The organism is Dellaglioa sp. BT-FLS60, assembly GCF_054941065.1.
Window position 1 is genome coordinate 37,733 of sequence record NZ_JBSOLI010000030.1, and the last position, 19,203, is coordinate 56,935.

Genomic DNA, 19,203 nt, shown 5'->3' on the forward strand with positions numbered 1-19,203 from the left:
CGTGAAATGAGTGATTTGAAGGTCTTAAAACAAAGTATTAGTGATTTTTCTAATCTAAAACAAGAACCCGATTGGTTCCAACACTTGAGAAGTGCTGCTTTTACAAAAATGACAACGTTAGAGCTTCCTTCATTTGAGAAAATTAGATATCAAAGATGGCCCATTGTACCGGAACAAGTGGTTTCAGAATCAGGTGTAATTGAGGGTGATGTCAAAAAAATGGCTGAAAATACGTTCAGTCAAGTTGGGTCACGGACTTTAAGTTTGAATTTATCAGATGAGTTGAAAGCCAAGCACGTTATCATTTGTGATTGGTCAACAGCGCTATTAGAACATGCTGAGTTAGTCCAAAAGTATTTTATGACTAAAGCAGTTAAATGGGATGATGACCGGTTAACAGCAACTCATTTGGCCCAATTAACGAGTGGGCTGTTTATTTATGTCCCTAAAAATGTAGTCCTAGATCAACCTATCACCACTTATTTAACGCAGGATGCACGTGATGGCCAGGATTATGTCCATCACGTCTTAATTGTTGCAGCTGAAAATAGTCAGTTCTCTTATTTAGAAAATCGTTCTACCTTAGGAAATAAGGCAGCAACTGCGAATATTATTGTTGAAGTGATTGCTGAAGCGAATAGCCAAGTTAAATTTGCTGGCGTTGATCAATTAGGTGAACAGACCACTGCCTATATTAATCGTCGTGGCTATTTACTCGATAACGCAAAAATTGACTGGTCAATCGGATTACTTAATGATGGCAATATTATTGGTGATTTCGATTCTGATTTAATTGGTGCGGGGTCGCATGCTGATGTTAAAGTGGTTGCGATTTCGACGGGTAATCAAGTTCAAGGAATTGATACGCGTGTGACGAATTATGGCAAACATTCAATTGGGCAAATTCTGCAACATGGGGTGATTTTATCGCGTTCAACGCTAACGTTTAATGGAATTGGCCATATTATTAAAGGTGCAAAGGGTGCAAATGCACAACAAGAAAGTCGCGTGCTCATGTTATCCACAAAAGCTCGGGGTGACGCCAATCCTATTTTATTAATTGATGAAAATGACGTTCAAGCGGGGCATGCTGCGAGTGTCGGACGTGTCAATCAGGAACAACTCTATTATCTGATGAGTCGTGGGCTACACAAAGAAGAGGCAGAACGACTTGTTATTCGGGGATTCTTAGGCCCTGTGTTAACGGCAATTCCAGCAGTTGATGTTCGAGCAAGACTCATTGAAACAATAGAAGGGAAACTCATTAATGGCCAAAAATTTGAAAAAGTATCGCAATGATTTTCCTATTTTAAAACAACTTGTAAATGACGAACCGCTGATTTACTTTGATAATGCAGCGACTGTTCAGAAACCACAGAAGGTTATTGACGCTATCTCAAAGTATTATGAAAATGATAATGCAAATGTCCATCGTGGTGTGCATACGTTAGCTGAGCGTGCGACTGAACAATTTGAAGCTACACGACAATTAGTGGCTGATTTTATTCAGGCAAAAAGTGCGTCTGAAATTTTATTTACAAAAGGGACAACTGAAAGCTTGAACTGGGTGGCACGAGGGTTTGCACAAAATCGATTAGAGGCTGGGGATGAAATTTTGATTTCCATTATGGAACATCACAGTAATCTCGTCCCTTGGCAACAAGTCGCCAAAGCGACTGGTGCCAAATTAGTTTACGTCGGTCTAACAGATGATGGTCAGTTAGATGTTGACGATGCAAAATTAAAAATGACAGCCAAAACGAAAATTGTATCGTTAACGCAGATTTCAAATGTGTTAGGGAGTATTACGCCAATTAAAGAATTAACCGCGATGGCACATGTAGTTGGTGCAATCGTCATTTGTGATGGCGCACAGTCAGTTCCTAATATGCCAATTAATGTACAAGATTTGGATGTTGATTTTTTTGCATTTTCAGGTCATAAAATGGGCGCCGCAACTGGAATTGGTGTTTTGTATGGAAAAAGAACGTATTTAAATGACATGCAACCCCTTGAATTTGGTGGTGAGATGATTGAACTTGTTGAAGAACAACAGTCAACTTTTAAAGAAATTCCATGGAAATTTGAAGCAGGGACACCTAATATTGAAGGGGTTATCTCTTTGGGTGCAACCATTCATTATTTAAACGAAGTGGGAATGGCGAATATTCATGCACATGAACAGATGCTAGTTAAGGACTTAATGCCTAAATTAAAAGCGATTCCAGGTGTGACGGTTTATGGACCAGCTGATAGTGACAAACGTTCAGGCGTTATTTCCTTTAATTTGGCAGGATTGCATCCACATGATGTTGCGACGGCGCTAGATATGCAAGGAATTGCGGTCCGCGCTGGACATCATTGTGCACAACCACTTATGAAACGAATGGGTGTTTCATCAACCGTTCGGATCAGTTTTTACCTTTATAATACATTGGCAGAAAATCAAAAATTTATTGAAGCGTTAATCGCCACAAAGGAGTTCTTTAAATATGGGACTATCTAAATTAGATCATTTATACCGACAAGTTATTTTGGAACATGCAACGCATCCGCATCATCATGGGGCGTTAGTTAATGGGCAGAAAGCGATTGAACTTAGAAATCCAACTTGTGGGGATGTCTTGAAAGTTGAACTCGTGATGGCAGATGATAAAGTTCAAGAAGTGGCTTTTTCGGGGACGGGTTGCACAATTAGTCAGGCGTCCGCAAGTATCATGACAGATGAAATAATCGGTAAATCAAAAGAAGAAATAGAAGAAATGGTAACGACATTTTCAAAAATGGTCACAGGTGAAGCAATTGACGATGCTCTTTTAGGTGAAGCAGCTATTTTAGAAGGTGTCGCACAATTTCCCGCACGGATTAAATGTGCAACATTAGCTTGGAAAGCAGCTTATCAAGCTGTTAATTTAGAAAATTAGAAAGGAGGAATCAGTATGAAAGAATTAGATGTTGGTGGCGAATACGAATACGGATTTAAAGATGATTTTGAACCGATTTATTCAACTGGACGTGGCTTAACTGAAGCAATTGTTCGAGAAATTTCGGCAGTCAAGAATGAACCAGCGTGGATGTTGGATTACCGGCTTCGCGCATTTGCCTTGTATCAAAAGATGCCAATGCCAAGTTTTGGTCCTGATTTATCCAAATTAGATTTGGCTAACATGCGTTATTTTCAACGTGCCAGCGATAATGTCGCTAGAGATTGGGATGATGTTCCAGATAAGATTAAAGAGACATTTGATCGACTTGGTGTACCAGAAGCTGAACGTCAATATTTGGCTGGTTCTTCGGCGCAATATGAGTCAGAAGTAGTTTATCATCATATGCGTGAAGATTTTGAAAAATTGGGTATTATTTTTATGGATACTGATTCTGCCGTTCAAGAATATCCCGAATTAGTGAAACAATATTTTGGTAAATTAGTGCCTGCTTCTAATAATAAGTTTTCTGCTTTAAACTCAGCGGTTTGGTCTGGTGGCACTTTTATTTATGTGCCTAAAGGTGTGAAGACGGAAGTGCCTATTCAAAGTTATTTTAGAATTAATGCTGAGAATACAGGGCAGTTTGAGCGGACTTTGATTATTGTTGATGAAGGCGCAAGTGTGAACTATGTTGAGGGATGTACAGCACCTAATTATTCTGCAGATAGTCTGCATGCTGCAGTGGTTGAGGTCAATGTCATGAAAGACGCTTACTGTCGATATACAACGATTCAAAACTGGTCGGATAATGTGTACAGTTTAGAGACGAAACGGGCAAGAGCTTTGGAAAATGCGACAATGGAGTGGGTTGATGGTAACCTTGGCTCAAAAGTCACAATGAAATATCCAAGTATTTATTTGGATGGTCAAGGGGCTCATGGCACAATGTTATCAATTGCGTTTGCGGGTGGTAACATCATTCAAGATACTGGTGCAAAAATGATTCACAATGCGAAAAATACAACTTCTTCGATTGTCTCTAAATCATTATGTAAAGATGGTGGTCGGGTTGATTATCGTGGCTATTTAAAATTTGGCCGACATAGCGATGGCTCATTTGCGCATGTTGAATGTGATACGATTATCATGGATGATCAATCTGCGAGTGATACGATTCCTTTTAATGAAATTTTGAATGGGAATGTTTCAATGGAACATGAAGCAAAAGTGTCTAAAATTTCTGAAGAACAATTATATTATTTGATGAGTCGTGGCATTTCTGAAGCTAAGGCAACAGAAATGATTGTGATGGGATTTGTTGAACCTTTTACGAAGGAATTACCGATGGAATACGCCGTTGAATTGAACCGTCTGATTGAGTATCAGATGGAAGGGTCAGTGGGGTAGTCTTAGAACATAGGGCTTTAAGTATTGATATATCAGTACTTAAGGCTTTTTTTATATCAAAAATTAATATACTGAAATTCTTGAAGTATCAATTCTTCAAGAAAAAAATGCTAAAATTTCTATTTAAATATTAATATAATGAGATTTATCGTACGGCAAAAGTATATAGTTTTGAATATGAATAAGATATTTCGTTATAAGTGGTCTTTGAAAAAAATTTTATCATAATTTATAGTTTGTTAGAAAATATAAATGGCTAGGTAGAAGAATATAAAGTATTTGATGTGAACGTAATGATAGGGATTATTTTGTTAGTTTTTCCGCTAAAAAATGTTCCATCAATAATAAAAAATAAAAAAAGAATAACAGATACTTTTTAGATGATCCAAGAATACTAGTAGCTAAAAATTCAAACATGGGTAGCAATTTGAATATGAAAAAAATATGCTTTTTTATTCAGTATTTTATTGTCAGTAATATTAATTATATCGGGAATATATTTCATTGTAGGCTGAAATATGTAAAAGAAAAAATTATTTTTAAGTAAATGAAGTGCAACAAAAAAATTAGACATTTAACCATTATTTAAGATGCTAAGACATGATTTCGATATTCTATCGGAGTCATGTCTTTTAATTTACAAGAGATACGATTATTATTATTAAACCATTCTACGTAGCATTTATTAATTGAAATTGGATTAAAGTTGATTACATAATCCATCGCTCATGAAGAGTTTTTTGCTAATAAGGATTACTTTTTAAAAGAACCAGAAATTTTTTTTCGTATATTAATAAGATGAAATGTTACTGAAAGTAATATTTTGATGGAATGTCAAAATAAGTTTTTAATTTAATAGATTATACAAAATATCTGATTTTAAAGAAAATACAGAACATATTTGTTAAGAAATTAATTCATAATTTTCACCTATATTTTATGGTAGTTTTCCGTTTCATAGAAATATCGTAGCTATTTTAAAATATTTAATGAATTTTTATTCTGGTAGTGAGTATTAGATTTTTATTTTTAATAATTAGTTGACAAATTTTGATATTTAAATTAAAGTATAATCAACGTTGAATATACAAAGGAGAAATTTAGTGACTAAATTATTGGTTTTAGCTATGTTGGGTCTGCAGCCCATGTCTGGGTACGAAATTAAAGCTATGTTAGAAATGAATGATGCACAAAGATGGGCTGGTGTTTTGACTGGTTCAATCTACAATGCATTAAAGAAGCTTGAGAAAGACGGTTATATAAAAATAGCAAGTATTGAAAGTAATGGGCACCGCCAAAAAGCGATATATGAAATTACTGCTAAAGGAGAGCAGTATCAAAAGCAATTAATAATTGAATGTTTAGCCAGTTCAAATATTAATTATCCTACAGATTTATTTTCAGGTATTTCTCTTGCCTACCAATTACCGAAAGAAGAGGCTATCGAGCAGTTAAATAAAAACAAAGAACAATTATTAAATGAATTACTAGTTGTTAAAAGTGGAATGAATATTAAAGAAAAAGTATTACAGGGTGAAATTCCTCGATTAACACAGCTAATTTTTGAGCATATGTTTGAAATTATTAATTCACAAATTAGATTCATTGATGATGCCATAGCTATACTTGAACATGAAATGTGAGCCATTTATATGGCTTTATTTTATGGCGTATAGTCAAAGTTGAATATACAAAGGAGAATTAAATTGAAATTGATGGAATTTAAAAATGTTGAAAAATATTTTAAAAAACGAAAAATTATTAAAAATCTGAGTTTTTCTATAAATAAAAATGAAGTTATAGGACTGATTGGTACAAATGGTGCCGGTAAAACGACAACTATACGTATGATATTGGGCCTAAGTAAACCAGATAGTGGTGAAATTATATATGGAAGTAAAAATAAAAAACCTGAAATTGGTGTTCAATTACAAACAACACCATTTTTTGAAGGATTTACAGTAGAAGAAAATTTAAAGTTGTTTGGAACATTTCAAAATTTAGATATGACTAAAGAAAATATTCAAATTGCTCTTGAAAATTATACAATTGTTCAAGAAAAACGCACTTTAGCATCTAAGTTATCGTTAGGGCAGCAAAAGAGGTTAGCCCTATGTATTGCAACGTTGCACGATCCTGAATTAGTCATTTTAGATGAACCCTCTGCTGGTCTTGATCCAAGTGGACAAAGGGATATTCAAAAGATGGTACTCCAATTGAAAAATAAAGGGGAAACAGTATTATTTTCCTCACATGATATGTTAGAAGTACGTAATATAGCAGATAGAATAATGATTATGGACAGGGGCATATTATTAGAAGAAGGTACTCCAGAAGAGTTAATTAAAAAATACAATGTTAAGAATTTAGAAGAAGTATTTTATAAATCAATTGGAAAGGAGGAAGATTATGATTAATATAATTGAGATTACATTTAAGAAGAATATCAAGGATATTTATTTGTTATTTTGGTCAATATGTTTACCATTGGGAACTATAATAAGTTTATTCTATTTTGAAATAGAGGTGAGTAGAAATAAATTGTTAGGTATACTTACTGTGGGTATTTTTTTCTATTGTTGTACAACAAGTTCCTTTTCAATATTAGCTCAAAGAAAACGTGGCGTATTTGATTTATTAAAAATTACTTCTTTTTCACTTTGGAAATATCTTATCAGTGTTACTATTAGCCAAACGTTAATTGCAGTGGTCATTTCTGAACTACTATTAGTAGTTGAAAATTACCTTTTTAGTTATAATTTATCTGGATTACAATTTATTTTTTTTATTCCTGTATTTTTTTTAGCTGCATCTATTTTTACTTTAATTGGATTTTGTTTATCATCTTTTCCTAGTAATGAGGGGCAATTAAGTATAACTACTAATTTAGTAATGATACCTTTGATAATTTTTAGTAGTATTTTTTTAAATTTAAATAGTGAATCAAATTGGATTTTTTGGTTAAGCTTAATAAACCCAGTTGAATGGATACAAAAAAGTTATGTAGCAATATTAAGTAGTACGGCTAGCCAATATATGATTTCGGTTTTAGCTCTTTTAATTTTTTTTGGATTATTTCTATATTTTTCAAAAAAATCATTTCAAAAAGATGAAAGCTGAGATAGAATGACTATAGATTTAAGTAAAATTGGACAATACTATTTATAGGAAAGTAGGCGGTGATTTTATGAATACTATCGTGGCAAATAATAATTTGAAAATTGCACTCGCACAAATGGCTTCAAATGATGGGGATATTGAATTGAATGTCCAAAAAGCCGTTGAGGTTATCATTGCTGCCGCTAAAGAAAAAGCAGCCATCGTTATTTTTCCCGAAGAGTATTTAACTGGATATGCGCCTGAATTGATTAAATCTGATGTCACTCGTTACACGCTTACTGCTAATGATGAACGCTTGAATCCGTTATTAGCAGTTTGCAAACAACAACAGATTGCAGCAGTGATTGGGGCTCCTACCAGAGTGAATGACAAAATTTTTATTTCATCAATTGTCATTGATCAATTTGGGGTAGAAAAAATCAGATACAATAAAATAAATCTTGATGAAGATGAGAGAAAAATTTACACTGCTGGGTCTAATCTTGTGATGTTAGAATTAAATGGATGGAAAATAGGTTTAGCAATCTGTTATGATTCCGCTTTTGGCGAACATGCACGATTATTGGCACAAGCTGGATGTCAGGCCTATTTGGTTAGTGCACTAATTACTAAAGGAAATGGCTATGATGGATCTGTAATTCGTTTCGCAGCAAGAGCGCATGATAATACCATGTATACGACAATGACTAATTATTGTGGTTATACTGAATCAAGAGAATCATGTGGGTTAAGTCGCGTGTGGGATCCGAAAGGTAACGTAATTAAAATGGCATCAGTTGAAAAGCAAGAATTATTGTATACAGAGTTTGATTCGGAACGTTTGGCTGAAATAAGGCAAGAAAATCCTGTATTAATTGATTCAAAGAAGTATCAGATAAATGAAATGAAACTAACGACTGTAAAGCTATAATAGCTGACCGACTGTACCTAGAAATTATTTTCTTAGGTACAGTTTTTTTAATTTGGCAGAAATAGCTAATCAATTTCTGAGTAAATGATTATTAAATCTCCATCATAACGTTTATACTAGATTACATATTAAACTAAAAAGGAGATAAAATAATGACTGTAAACAAGCAATTAATTAAAGATGATTTATATGAAGCCGTGAATGGCGAATGGTTGAAAACTGCTAAAATTCCAGATGACAAACCAGCAACGGGTGGTTTTAATGATTTAGCTGATGAGATTGATAAAACATTGATGAGTGATTTTGAAAAAATGGCAGCTGACTCAAGTGAAAAGTCAGCCTTAATGCAAGAATTCTTAAACTACTATGCGTTAGCGGCAGATTTTGATCGACGTGCATCAGAAGGAACGGCACCATTGAAGGCCGTTTTAGCACCTTTAGAAAATTTAGCTACATTAGCTGATTTTGATACTAAATGGGCTGATTTTGTTCGTGCCGGTTATCCGACACCAATTGGTTTTGATGTTGATGCCGATATGAAAAATGCTCAAATCAATGCGTTATTTGCGGCAGCTCCAGGGTTGATTTTGCCAGATAAAACGTATTATGAAGAAGACAATCAGCAAGCTGCAGGGTTACTTCAAGTATTTAGCCAAATGATGACTAAATTGTTAGTTGCTTTAGATTATAGTGAAGAAGACGCTAAACAAGTCATTTCACAAGCATTAACTTTTGATCGAAATTTAGTGCCACATGTGAAAAGTGCTGAAGAATCAGCTGATTACAGCAAAGTATACAATCCTCAAACTTTTGAAGAATTTGGCTCACAAAGTAAAAATTTAGATTTAAAAGCCATTGTTAAAAATCTTTTAAATGGCAATGAACCAGAAAAAATAATTGTAGCTGAACCTAAGTATTTAGCGGCGATTGATGAGATTTTAAATGCAGACCACTTTAATGACTTTAAAAGCTGGTTAATTGTTAAAACAGTAGGAAGTCTTAGTTCATTCTTATCAGATGATTTACGTGTTATTTCTGGTGAATATGGACGCGCGTTATCCGGAAGTAAAGCACCGAAGAAACAACAGAAATTTGCTTATTATTTAGCTATGGGAACTTATAGTGGCATTGTTGGCGAATATTATGGACATAAATATTTTGGTGAAGACGCTAAAGCAGACGTCCACCAAATGGTTGAAAAAATGATAGGTGTCTACCAAAATAGGTTGGCTAATAATACGTGGTTAACAAGTGCGACACGAGATAAAGCCATTTTAAAACTAAGTAAATTAGGTATTCAAGTTGGTTATCCAGATAAAATTAACCCATTGTATCAAAAAATGCATGTTGATGCTGATAAAACATTATTAGAGAACGCAATGGCTTTTGACGAATTAGCGACTGAAGATATGTTTAGTAAATGGAACCAACCAGTTGATCGTGATCTCTGGGAGATGAGTGCTGCAACAGTTAACGCTTATTATCATCCATTTAAAAATATTATTGTCTTTCCAGCAGCAATTTTACAAGCGCCATTTTATAGTTTAGAACAGAGTAGTAGTGCTAACTATGGTGGAATTGGGGCTGTGATTGCTCATGAAATTTCGCATGCTTTTGATAATAATGGGGCGTTATTTGATGAATATGGTAATTTGAATAATTGGTGGAGTGAAGCTGATTTAGCTCATTTTAAAGGATTATCACAACAAATGATTGATGAATTTGATGGAACTGAGTACGCTGGTCAAAAAGTTAATGGGACTTTAACGGTTTCTGAAAATATTGCTGATGCAGGTGGACTGAGTTGTGCATTGGAGGCTGCCAAAGCAGAAGATGATGCTGATATTGAAGCATTTTTCATTAATTGGGCGCAAGTCTGGCGCATGAAGGCAGCGACGCAGTACATGCAATTGTTATTATCAATTGATGTCCATGCGCCAGCCAAGTTACGGGCTAATATTCAGGTTCAAAATTTAGCTGATTTTTATGACGCCTTTGGTGTTGTTCCAGGCGATGATATGTATAGAATTCCTGATGAACGCGTTAACATTTGGTAATAAATAGATAAGACAGTAAAAAGACTCTATCTCAAATAGCGTTGATGAAGCAAAAAATGATAAAATTAAAGCTGAAGAATCTTACGATTTAGATTCTTCACTTGAACACATAAATTTTGCTATTTTCTGCAGAAAAAAATCCAGAATAATAGTAAGAATAAAGGTTCTATACTTTTGAGTGTTGATGAGAAATCATCGACACTATTTTTTTGCTTTATCAACGCTATTTGACATAGAGCCATTGTTTCTGAACTTTATCTATGATTTTTATTTATGTGTCTTTGATTAAATAATAGTTAGATTACCATGATTCTAGTTATAGATTAAAGATTGTGTAGAAAAGTAATATTAAAATAGCTATACCTACTAAAATCCAAAAAAACTTTCCTACTGGATGGTTAGGATTAATTGTTATTCCAAGACCATATACTTTTGGTATAAATAATGGTTGTGGGACATTCTCTGCCTTGGGGTAGAAGGATTTGTACAATATATAGTTAGAAATGGTAAGCGGAATACATATAAGTATGACGCATAGAGCAATAAAATTTTCATTTACTCTGTTCTTTAAAAATAAGCCAGTGAAACAAATTAGAGCAATTAAAACAAGAGAAATAGCGGTAACAATACTTGCAATTCGTTCTTGTTTTCTTCTTTTGATAAGCTTGTAATTATCATCTACTTCTTTCATAAATTGCATATCTCCTTTCAATAACTACGATAGACACCCCCAAAAACGTCTAGCAAGCTTTAGGTGACAATTCATCATTGATTTATAAAACGTCATTCTCAGTAATTTTTTCTTCCAAAACATCAAAATTGTATTTAGAAAGTTCTTTTAAGCCATTCTTATTTTCATCAAAGAAGGCCGTTAAACTTTCAGATAACATTAAGTTAATCACGCGACCAGCTTCAAATTGGACTAAAATAACGGGAATATGAGCTTCAACAGCCATGCCAACTTCAAACATAGTTCCGGAGTCGGGCTCATTACCTTCGTCATCTTTGTAATCAAGGATAGCGACAACAACGTCAGCACGATGAACTTGTCGTGTATCAGCTAGGTAAACAGCACGTTGCCATGGTTTACTGAATTGTTCGTATTGCTCACTTTGATTATCTTGGGGTAAGTAGATATTATCACTATCAATTGTTTTGTTCTCTTTTAAGGCTGCGACAACCTGAGCAACGCGGTTACGTTGTTTGTCGTCGAAAAAAGGACCTGCTAAATAAACTTTATTCATTAATTTCGTCTCCTGAAAGATGTATTTGTTTTTTTAAGTATAACATGATAGTTAAAAATCGGGCACAAAAAAAGAAGACAACATGTCTTCTTTTGAATGCTTAAACGCCATAAACGAATTGACCCGAATTAAAGTGGTCAGCCGAGATAACGTAGACATCGCCACTATTACGTAACGTAAAGTTAGCTAAATCATTTAATAGGTTATTGGTTGTTTTGCCAGGTTCGGTGTCAACGATTTGACCATCAACAATTAAACCGGGGAAAGTTGCATCTTTATTAATTAACAAAGTTTTAACACGATGCTGTGTTAATAAAGCGAACAAATCAACTGGGCTTGATTCACTTGGATTAAATTCATCGAGTGAACGAGCATGATCTAATAATTTTTCAACGGTTTGATCAATTAAGAGTTGATTTTGGTCTAATAATTCTTTTTCAATTTCTGCAGTTGTCAAAGCGCTAGGTGATTTTTTAATCGTAATTTCTGAGTTAATTGTTTTTAATTTCGTTAATTCACGGAATAGGCTTTGGTTTTTAGGTAAACCAATAAGGAAAAGACGTTTGTAAATTAATTCTGGATGAGCCATTAAAAATTGCTCAATTGCTAAATAGTAATTTTTGTTATCAATCGCTTTTTCTTCATCTTTAGTGTTTAAACCGTGAAGGGCACCTGTAGGACCATGAGTCGTTGTTGTATCTGTTCTTTCAGGACCAAGTGCTGAGATCATATCAATAGGAGCGTCTTTTGGTAAGGCTTGTTTTAACAAGACACCTTCTTTAAATTGGTGTAGCTCGAATGAATCACGATGTAAACTCAAGATTGTTCCTGATAATTTTGTGGCTTGTTGAGCAAGTAATGGTAACGTGTACGCTTCAGGACCAACAATAACTTGGTCAGATTCAATTGCGTGATTCAAATTGAATTTAAAGTAATCAGTTGGTGTTAAATAAAGTGCAATGCTAGGGAATTGACCAATTCTATCAGCAATATCATTGATGAACTGGGTTAATTGCGCTTCAATTGTAACCCAAACTTTTTTATCAATTTCTGCGTGTTCTTCTTTTGCAGTTTTCAAACTAGTTTTGAGTTTCAATTGATTCTTTGCGGCAAAATTAATTCCTGGGTATGTCTTGATAAAGATTGATACAACTGGTCCTTCTTTGATTGTTAGTAATTGTTTCAAATTGTTATGCATTGACATAATGATTCCCCCTTTATATGATTAACCTTAGTATAACATCATAAAATCCTTTATCCAACTGATATGGTTGCGGTTACAATGGAAGGGGAAAAAATGATTAATTTTGAGAGAAATCATGAAAATGTTGAAAAAATGGAAGCCTATATGAAAAATCAGTTTACTTTTTTAGGAATTCGGGCACCAAATCGGCGTGACTTAACAAAAGATATAATGAAAGAATCAAAGGGATGGTCACTGGATGAGCTTTTAGCACAAATTGTGGCTTACTACGATCGAGAGGAAAGGGAATATCAATATGTTGCAATAGATTTAGCACAAAAAAATGTGAAACGACTCACAATAGATGATATTCAAGTACTCATTGATTTAGTTTCTGTTAAGGCTTGGTGGGATTCAGTTGATAGTTTACGTAAAGTTATTAGTGATTTTGTGCGATTACATTCAGAAACTTTTGATTCTATTAGTCAACAATTTGAAAATCATGACAATTTTTGGATGCGACGGGTTGGCATTACGCTCCAGTTGGGTTATCGGAAAGAAACGCATTTGGATTATTTAACAAAAATGATTTTAAACGATAGGACAACAAATGAATTTTTTGTTCAAAAAGCAATTGGCTGGTCGTTGCGTGAATACGCTAAAACCGATATGAATTGGGTTAAAGATTTTGTTGAAAATCATGAGTTAGCTGTTCGAGAAGGACTTAAACATGTGAAGACAAAATAAAAAGACTGAAGAAATTCAGTCTTTTTATTTGTTAGTTGTCATTGTTAAAAAAGTATCGCCTGCTAAGTCTCTATAGAATGCGACATAGGTTGTTGATTGGTAAGGTAAAACCCAGATTGTACTAATTCCAAAAGTAATGGTAGAAAGTAAGTTCCAACCTAAAAAGCTAAGTTCTAGAACAAATAGGTCGAATTTATGACCTTTCATTAATTTGGCACTTAATTTTAATTTTTGACGTGCGGTTAGTTCTGGATGATTTGGATTTTCTGCCAAGTCCTTATTTATTAAGTACACTTGTGAATAACTATATTTTTTTATAATACCAGGAACCCATAATAGTAATGCCCAAAGGGTTGTGAAAAAATATTTAACGATAGCAGTCCAGATTGTTGATAAGAAAAATTCATTAGAAAAGATTTGGAAACTATCTCTAACGGGTGTTTTTGAAAGTTCTTTTGAATCAAACCAATTTAGAAATGAGTAATTAACGCCAATTAAGATGAATGATGCGGCGAACGTTAAAATTAAATAGATACTAAATGAGGTTGTATAAATGGCCGTTTTTGAGCCTGCTTTTATTGATCCTAGATAAGCATGAAGATAGAAACTATTCGCGATAATTGTTAACGCAGATACAATTAAACTAGTTAAAATTGCTGTTTTCCAATGTTCCTTAAATAGTACTTTTACGCTATTTTTTAATTCACGACGTGTTTTTAATGGTTTATCCATCATGTCATCTCCTGATATTTTTAGATTATGTTCCAATAAAGCGTACAAAAGTTGGACGTAAAAGTCAATTAAATCTGAGTATAGCTATTATTTTACTAAACTGTAGTAAGATAACTATTAGACGCTACATTAAATGAAAGAAGAGATAAGTAATGGCAAATAAAATGAAGGCAATTGCAGCATTTGGTCAGTTTAAGACGGAAGATATAAGAGCTTTACGGAATATCAGAATTGATAAACCGGTGCCTGAAAAACACGATATTCTAGTGGAAATAGCAGGCGTTTCAGTTAATCCGATAGATTATAAATCAAGAATGAGCATTGATTCTGAAGATAAATCACTTATTTTAGGTTTTGATGCCATTGGGACAGTCTCAGAAATTGGGTCAGAGGTTACTAATTTTGCTGTTGGTGATCAGGTTTTTTACCTTGGTGTGAATAATCGTCCAGGAAGTAATTTGGAATATCAATTAGTTGATGAACGACTTGTTGGGCATGCACCCAATAAAATTTCAAATGCTGAGGCAGTTGCGATGCCATTAACGGGTGTTACAGCATGGGAAGCTTTATTTGAAAAATTAGACTTTATTCCAGAAAAAAATGCTAATCAAGGACAATCTGTCTTAATTATTAATGGAGCGGGTGGCGTTGGTTCAATTGCCATCCAATTGGCTAAATGGGCAGGCTTAACAGTGATTACGACTGCTTCAAGATCAGAAACGAGTGATTGGGTCAAAAAAATGGGTGCTGACATCATTATTAATCATCGAAAAGATTTAAAAGAACAACTAGCAAAATTAGATATTAATGAAGTTGATGCTATTTTAATTTTACACTCAACGGAGCACTATTTTAGTGTAGCAGCGGATTTAATTAAACCACAAGGTATTATTACTTCTATTGTAGGGACAGCAACAGAACTGCCAATTAGTCTTTTAAAGAATAAAAGTAATGATTTTAAATGGCTAACGGTTTTTACAAAAGGGGTTTATTATACGGCAGATATGGGTTCACAAGGGACGATACTCAATCGATTAGCAACACTATTGGATGCGGGAGAGTTAAAATCAACGATGACCAAAACAGTCACAGGACTTAACGCTGACACATTACGAGCAGCTCATAAAATAGTTGAAGCTGACGGTATGATTGGCAAACTTGTCATAACTGGCAAATTTGATGCAGAGGTGTGAGCGATTGGATAAACAAGCAATAAGACAAGTAATTATTCAGAAAATGACTGATTTATCTAAAAATAAGGTATTAGAAAAAGAGGCACAAGAAGCCACTATTATTGATAAAGTCTTGCAGTCAGCTGATTGGCAGTCAGCGCATTCAATTGGTGTAACACTGAGTCAACCGATTGAATTTAAGACAACTCAATTATTGGCAGCTGCGCTATCTCAAGGAAAAAAAGTATATGTGCCAAAAACAATGCCTGAAAAGCAATTAGCATTTTTACCATATCTATCTCGTGAACAAGTATTGATAAAAAGTGATTATGGTATTTTGGAACCTGAGTATAATGCTGCGCTTGAAAATAATGAGTTGGATTTAGTGATTGTACCAGGAGTGGGTTTCAATTTGAAAAATCATCAAAGAATCGGATTTGGTGGTGGCTATTATGATCGATTTATTGCCAAATATCAGCCTAAAACAGTGGCACTTTGTCTTGATGTCCAAAATATAACTTCTGAAAAATGGGACATTGATCCATTTGATATCAAAATTGATAAAATTATCACAGTATAAGAAATACTTAACGAAATTTCGTATATTAATGTCATTTACATTAATATACGAATATAGTACAATAGTAATTGCTCGTTAGAGAGATAAACACGAACAAATGCATTTATAAAAAGGAGATTTAAAATGATTAATCGCATTAAATCATATTTTGAAATTGATCAGTTGCATACAACCGTAAAACGTGAGGTTTTGGCTGGGTTTACAACTTTCATTTCAATGGCCTACATATTATTCGTCAATCCTACAGTTTTAAGTGCCTCAGGGATGGACAAGGGAGCAGTCTTTACGGCAACTGCCTTAGCAAGTGCCTTAGGTTGTATCTTAATGGGTGTTTTAGCTAAATATCCAATCGCAACTGCACCAGCATTGGGAATTAATGCTTTCTTTTCATATTCAGTTGTTATCGGTATGGGTATTCCATGGCAAACAGCTTTAGCTGGTGTATTTGTAGCTTCGTTAATTTTCATTTTAATCACAATTTTTAAATTGCGTGAAATGATTATTAATGCAATTCCAAGTAATTTAAAATATGCAATTTCAAGTGGTATTGGTTTGTTTATTGCCTTTATTGGGTTACAAGACGGTGGGTTAATTGTCGCAAATAAATCAACAGTGGTTGGGTTAGGATCATTAACAGTTGGAACAACGTGGCTAACTATTTTTGGCTTAGTCGTTACTGCAATTTTAATGGTGAGACGTGTTCCAGGTGGTATTTTCATCGGGATGTTCGCAACCGTTATTCTTGGATTTGTTACTGATTTAATTAAAGCACCAACAGGAATTGTTTCTGGTGCACCAAGTTTGGCACCTACATTTATGCAAGGTGTTAAGCATATTGGTGACATCAATACCATTCAATTATGGGTGGTTGTTTTAACTTTCTTATTGGTTACTTTCTTTGATACTGCGGGGACTTTAGTTGGTCTAGCACAACAAGCAGGATTCATGAAAGATAACAAAATGCCACGAGTTGGTAAAGCTTTAGTTGCTGATTCAACAGCAATGCTTGCTGGTTCAGTTCTAGGAACATCACCAGTTGGGGCTTACGTTGAATCTTCAGCAGGTATCGCAGTTGGTGGACGTTCAGGGTTAACTTCTGTTACAACAGGTCTCTTATTCATTGTTGGGATATTCTTTTCACCATTATTATCAGTTGTGACGACACAAGTTACTGCACCTGCATTAATTATTGTTGGTGTGTTGATGGCACAATCGTTAACAAAAATTGAATGGTCAAAAATGGAAATTGCAATTCCAGCATTTTTAATCGTCATTGGGATGCCATTAACGTATAGCATCTCTGATGGGATTGCATTGGGTATGATTTTCTATCCAATCACAATGATTGCTGCTGGTCGTCGCAAAGAAGTTCATCCTATTATGTATGGGTTATTCTTCGTATTCTTACTCTTCATGTGGATATTAAATGTTTAAATTAAAATAAATGATTTAGGTTAGACCACTAATCTCCGATAATGAATTGGAGATTAGTGGTCTATTTTTTTTTAAAGTAAGATTATATGAGTTGACTTGGAGTGAACTCAAAGGACTATACTGAGACTAATAAATGTTAAGGGGGTAATAAAATGATGACAGAACATGAAAAATTATTAGCGGGTCAAGAGTATGATTATCGTGATCCAGAGATTCAACAAATGCTTGCTCGAGGAAAAAGTTTAATCAACACGATTAATACAACGATAGATCAAGAACAACGGACAGTGGCTATTAAAGAGTTACTTGGAAAATCAGGTGAGCGTTTAGCGATTAATGGACAGTTTACCGCAAATTATGGGTCACATATTCAAGTTGGTGATGATGTTTTTATTAATGGAAACTGTACATTTCAAGATTCAAATTTGATTACGTTGGGTGATCGTGTTGTGATTGCACCTGATACGAAATTATATTGTGGGGCACATTCACTAGATGCAAATAAACGATTCGGTACTCGAGAAGATGGGAGTCACTATTTAATATCCTTTACTAAGCCAATCACAATTGGTAGTGATGTATGGATTGGTGGCAATGTTACTATTATCGGTGGGGTGCATATTGGTAATAATGTCATCGTTGGTGCAGGTGCGGTAGTGACTAAGGATGTTCCTGATAATACGGTTGTTGGTGGTGTACCAGCAAAAATGATTAAAATGTTAGCACCATTGGGTTAGAAAATAGTTAAATAATCAAAATTAAGTACTATAAAGTGGTTTTCATAGTGCTTAATGTACAATGTAAAGTAGAAAAGGGGCTTTAATAATGGAATATGTTACGTTAAATGATGGAAATAAAATGCCTGTTATGGGTTTTGGTGTTTATCAGATTACTGATTTAAAAGTAGCTGAACAATCTGTAGTAGATGCGATTCAAGCGGGTTATCAATTAATTGATACTGCACAGGCTTATGGTAATGAAGAAGGTGTTGGCGCAGGAATTAAGCGTTCTGGGGCTAAACGAGAAGATCTTTTTATTACAACTAAATTATGGATTAGCAATTTTGGTTATGAAAAAGCTAAAGCATCGTTAGATGAAAGTTTACGTAAACTTAAGTTAGACTACGTTGATTTAGTTTTATTACATCAACCATATGCAGATACTTACGGTGCTTGGCGAGCACTAGAAGAGGCTCAAAAAGAGGGCAAAGTTAAATCGATTGGTGTTTCTAATTTTTATAATGATCAATTAACTGATTTAGCTGTGTTTAATAATGTTAAACCAGCAGTTAATCAAATTGAATTAAATCCTTTCTTTCAGGAAAAAGAATCAGTAGATTATATGCGTAGCTATAATGTACAGGCAGAAGCATGGGCGCCATTTGCTGAAGGCCGTAATGGCTTATTCACCAATCCAATTTTGCAAGAAATTGCGAATAAGTATCAGAAAAATGTGGGTCAAGTTGTACTACGTTGGTTAACGCAACAAAAAATAGTTGCATTGGCAAAATCAGTTCATAAGGAAAGAATTGTTGATAATTTGGCTATTTTTGACTTTAAATTGACTGATGCTGAAATGAAAATGATTAACGATATGGATACTAATACAAGTCAATTTTTTGATCATCGAGATCCCGAAACAATTAAAAGTTTAAGTGGACATATCGCTTAAGATAATAATTAAAGAAAAG

20 protein-coding genes are annotated in these 19,203 nt (G+C 34.1%); 15 read left to right on the forward strand and 5 right to left on the reverse strand.

Annotated features, from left to right (window positions below; genetic code table 11):
- Window positions 1-6 precede the first annotated feature (6 nt).
- The 4 genes from sufD to sufB are packed head-to-tail and all read left to right on the forward strand — an operon-like array spanning window position 7 to window position 4,334.
- Complete coding sequence (gene sufD, locus ACVQ8P_RS02785) at window positions 7-1,299, forward strand: Fe-S cluster assembly protein SufD (protein ID WP_462297375.1); 1,293 nt, start codon at window positions 7-9, stop codon at window positions 1,297-1,299.
- Window positions 1,268-2,506: a cysteine desulfurase gene (locus tag ACVQ8P_RS02790; RefSeq protein WP_462297376.1), complete on the forward strand. Its 1,239-nt coding sequence runs from the start codon at window positions 1,268-1,270 to the stop codon at window positions 2,504-2,506. The genes sufD and ACVQ8P_RS02790 overlap by 32 nt, the downstream gene beginning before the upstream one ends.
- Window positions 2,493-2,924, forward strand: a complete 432-nt coding sequence (gene sufU, locus ACVQ8P_RS02795; RefSeq protein ID WP_462297377.1) for a Fe-S cluster assembly sulfur transfer protein SufU — start codon at window positions 2,493-2,495, stop codon at window positions 2,922-2,924. The genes ACVQ8P_RS02790 and sufU overlap by 14 nt, the downstream gene beginning before the upstream one ends.
- Before the next feature lie 15 nt (window positions 2,925-2,939).
- The gene (sufB, locus tag ACVQ8P_RS02800; RefSeq protein ID WP_462297378.1) at window positions 2,940-4,334 is read left to right on the forward strand and encodes a Fe-S cluster assembly protein SufB; all 1,395 of its coding nucleotides are present in this window, start codon (window positions 2,940-2,942) and stop codon (window positions 4,332-4,334) included.
- Window positions 4,335-4,919: 585 nt separating this feature from the next.
- Here the strand turns inward: sufB and ACVQ8P_RS02805 are convergent.
- Window positions 4,920-5,057, reverse strand: a complete 138-nt coding sequence (locus ACVQ8P_RS02805) for an IS3 family transposase (RefSeq protein WP_462297379.1) — start codon at window positions 5,055-5,057, stop codon at window positions 4,920-4,922.
- 380 nt (window positions 5,058-5,437) lie between these two features.
- On the opposite strand from ACVQ8P_RS02805, the gene ACVQ8P_RS02810 reads away from it, so the two are divergent.
- The 5 genes from ACVQ8P_RS02810 (at window position 5,438) to ACVQ8P_RS02830 (ending at window position 10,421) form a co-directional block, all read left to right on the forward strand.
- Window positions 5,438-5,977, forward strand: coding sequence for a PadR family transcriptional regulator (locus ACVQ8P_RS02810; protein WP_462297380.1), 540 nt, complete (start codon window positions 5,438-5,440; stop codon window positions 5,975-5,977).
- A gap of 72 nt (window positions 5,978-6,049) precedes the next feature.
- Complete coding sequence (locus ACVQ8P_RS02815; RefSeq protein WP_462297479.1) at window positions 6,050-6,751, forward strand: ABC transporter ATP-binding protein; 702 nt, start codon at window positions 6,050-6,052, stop codon at window positions 6,749-6,751.
- Window positions 6,744-7,454: an ABC transporter permease gene (locus ACVQ8P_RS02820; RefSeq protein WP_462297381.1), complete on the forward strand. Its 711-nt coding sequence runs from the start codon at window positions 6,744-6,746 to the stop codon at window positions 7,452-7,454. Before ACVQ8P_RS02815 ends, ACVQ8P_RS02820 begins: the two co-directional genes overlap by 8 nt.
- Before the next feature lie 67 nt (window positions 7,455-7,521).
- Window positions 7,522-8,364, forward strand: a complete 843-nt coding sequence (locus ACVQ8P_RS02825) for a carbon-nitrogen hydrolase family protein (protein WP_462297382.1) — start codon at window positions 7,522-7,524, stop codon at window positions 8,362-8,364.
- Between the two features lie 152 nt (window positions 8,365-8,516).
- Window positions 8,517-10,421 (forward strand): M13 family metallopeptidase, encoded by a 1,905-nt coding sequence (locus ACVQ8P_RS02830; RefSeq protein ID WP_462297383.1) that lies wholly within the window; start codon window positions 8,517-8,519, stop codon window positions 10,419-10,421.
- A 316-nt stretch (window positions 10,422-10,737) separates the two neighbouring features.
- Here the strand turns inward: ACVQ8P_RS02830 and ACVQ8P_RS02835 are convergent, their stop codons facing one another.
- The 3 genes from ACVQ8P_RS02835 to ACVQ8P_RS02845 form a co-directional block, all read right to left on the reverse strand.
- Window positions 10,738-11,112: a hypothetical protein gene (locus ACVQ8P_RS02835; protein WP_462297384.1), complete on the reverse strand. Its 375-nt coding sequence runs from the start codon at window positions 11,110-11,112 to the stop codon at window positions 10,738-10,740.
- A gap of 82 nt (window positions 11,113-11,194) precedes the next feature.
- Window positions 11,195-11,665, reverse strand: coding sequence for a nucleoside 2-deoxyribosyltransferase (locus tag ACVQ8P_RS02840; RefSeq protein WP_462297385.1), 471 nt, complete (start codon window positions 11,663-11,665; stop codon window positions 11,195-11,197).
- Between the two features lie 100 nt (window positions 11,666-11,765).
- Window positions 11,766-12,869 (reverse strand): baeRF6 domain-containing protein, encoded by a 1,104-nt coding sequence (locus tag ACVQ8P_RS02845; protein WP_462297386.1) that lies wholly within the window; start codon window positions 12,867-12,869, stop codon window positions 11,766-11,768.
- A gap of 93 nt (window positions 12,870-12,962) precedes the next feature.
- On the opposite strand from ACVQ8P_RS02845, the gene ACVQ8P_RS02850 reads away from it, so the two are divergent.
- Window positions 12,963-13,595: a DNA alkylation repair protein gene (locus ACVQ8P_RS02850; protein ID WP_462297387.1), complete on the forward strand. Its 633-nt coding sequence runs from the start codon at window positions 12,963-12,965 to the stop codon at window positions 13,593-13,595.
- A 24-nt stretch (window positions 13,596-13,619) separates the two neighbouring features.
- Here the strand turns inward: ACVQ8P_RS02850 and ACVQ8P_RS02855 are convergent, their stop codons facing one another.
- The gene (locus tag ACVQ8P_RS02855; RefSeq protein ID WP_462297388.1) at window positions 13,620-14,327 is read right to left on the reverse strand and encodes a DUF975 family protein; all 708 of its coding nucleotides are present in this window, start codon (window positions 14,325-14,327) and stop codon (window positions 13,620-13,622) included.
- 152 nt (window positions 14,328-14,479) lie between these two features.
- Here ACVQ8P_RS02855 and ACVQ8P_RS02860 point away from each other — a divergent pair, with 152 nt between their 5' ends.
- From ACVQ8P_RS02860 to ACVQ8P_RS02880, 5 genes are all read left to right on the forward strand, one after another.
- The gene (locus ACVQ8P_RS02860; RefSeq protein WP_462297389.1) at window positions 14,480-15,520 is read left to right on the forward strand and encodes a zinc-binding alcohol dehydrogenase family protein; all 1,041 of its coding nucleotides are present in this window, start codon (window positions 14,480-14,482) and stop codon (window positions 15,518-15,520) included.
- Window positions 15,521-15,524: 4 nt separating this feature from the next.
- Window positions 15,525-16,079 carry a 5-formyltetrahydrofolate cyclo-ligase gene (locus ACVQ8P_RS02865; RefSeq protein ID WP_462297390.1) on the forward strand — a complete coding sequence of 185 codons (555 nt, stop codon included), beginning with the start codon at window positions 15,525-15,527 and terminating at the stop codon, window positions 16,077-16,079.
- Window positions 16,080-16,202: 123 nt separating this feature from the next.
- The gene (locus ACVQ8P_RS02870; RefSeq protein WP_462297391.1) at window positions 16,203-17,513 is read left to right on the forward strand and encodes an NCS2 family permease; all 1,311 of its coding nucleotides are present in this window, start codon (window positions 16,203-16,205) and stop codon (window positions 17,511-17,513) included.
- A gap of 152 nt (window positions 17,514-17,665) precedes the next feature.
- A complete protein-coding gene (locus tag ACVQ8P_RS02875) occupies window positions 17,666-18,250 on the forward strand; it encodes a sugar O-acetyltransferase (protein WP_462297392.1) in 585 nt (194 codons plus the stop codon).
- Window positions 18,251-18,338: 88 nt separating this feature from the next.
- Window positions 18,339-19,184: an aldo/keto reductase gene (locus tag ACVQ8P_RS02880; protein ID WP_462297393.1), complete on the forward strand. Its 846-nt coding sequence runs from the start codon at window positions 18,339-18,341 to the stop codon at window positions 19,182-19,184.
- The last annotated feature ends 19 nt before the right edge of the window (window positions 19,185-19,203 follow it).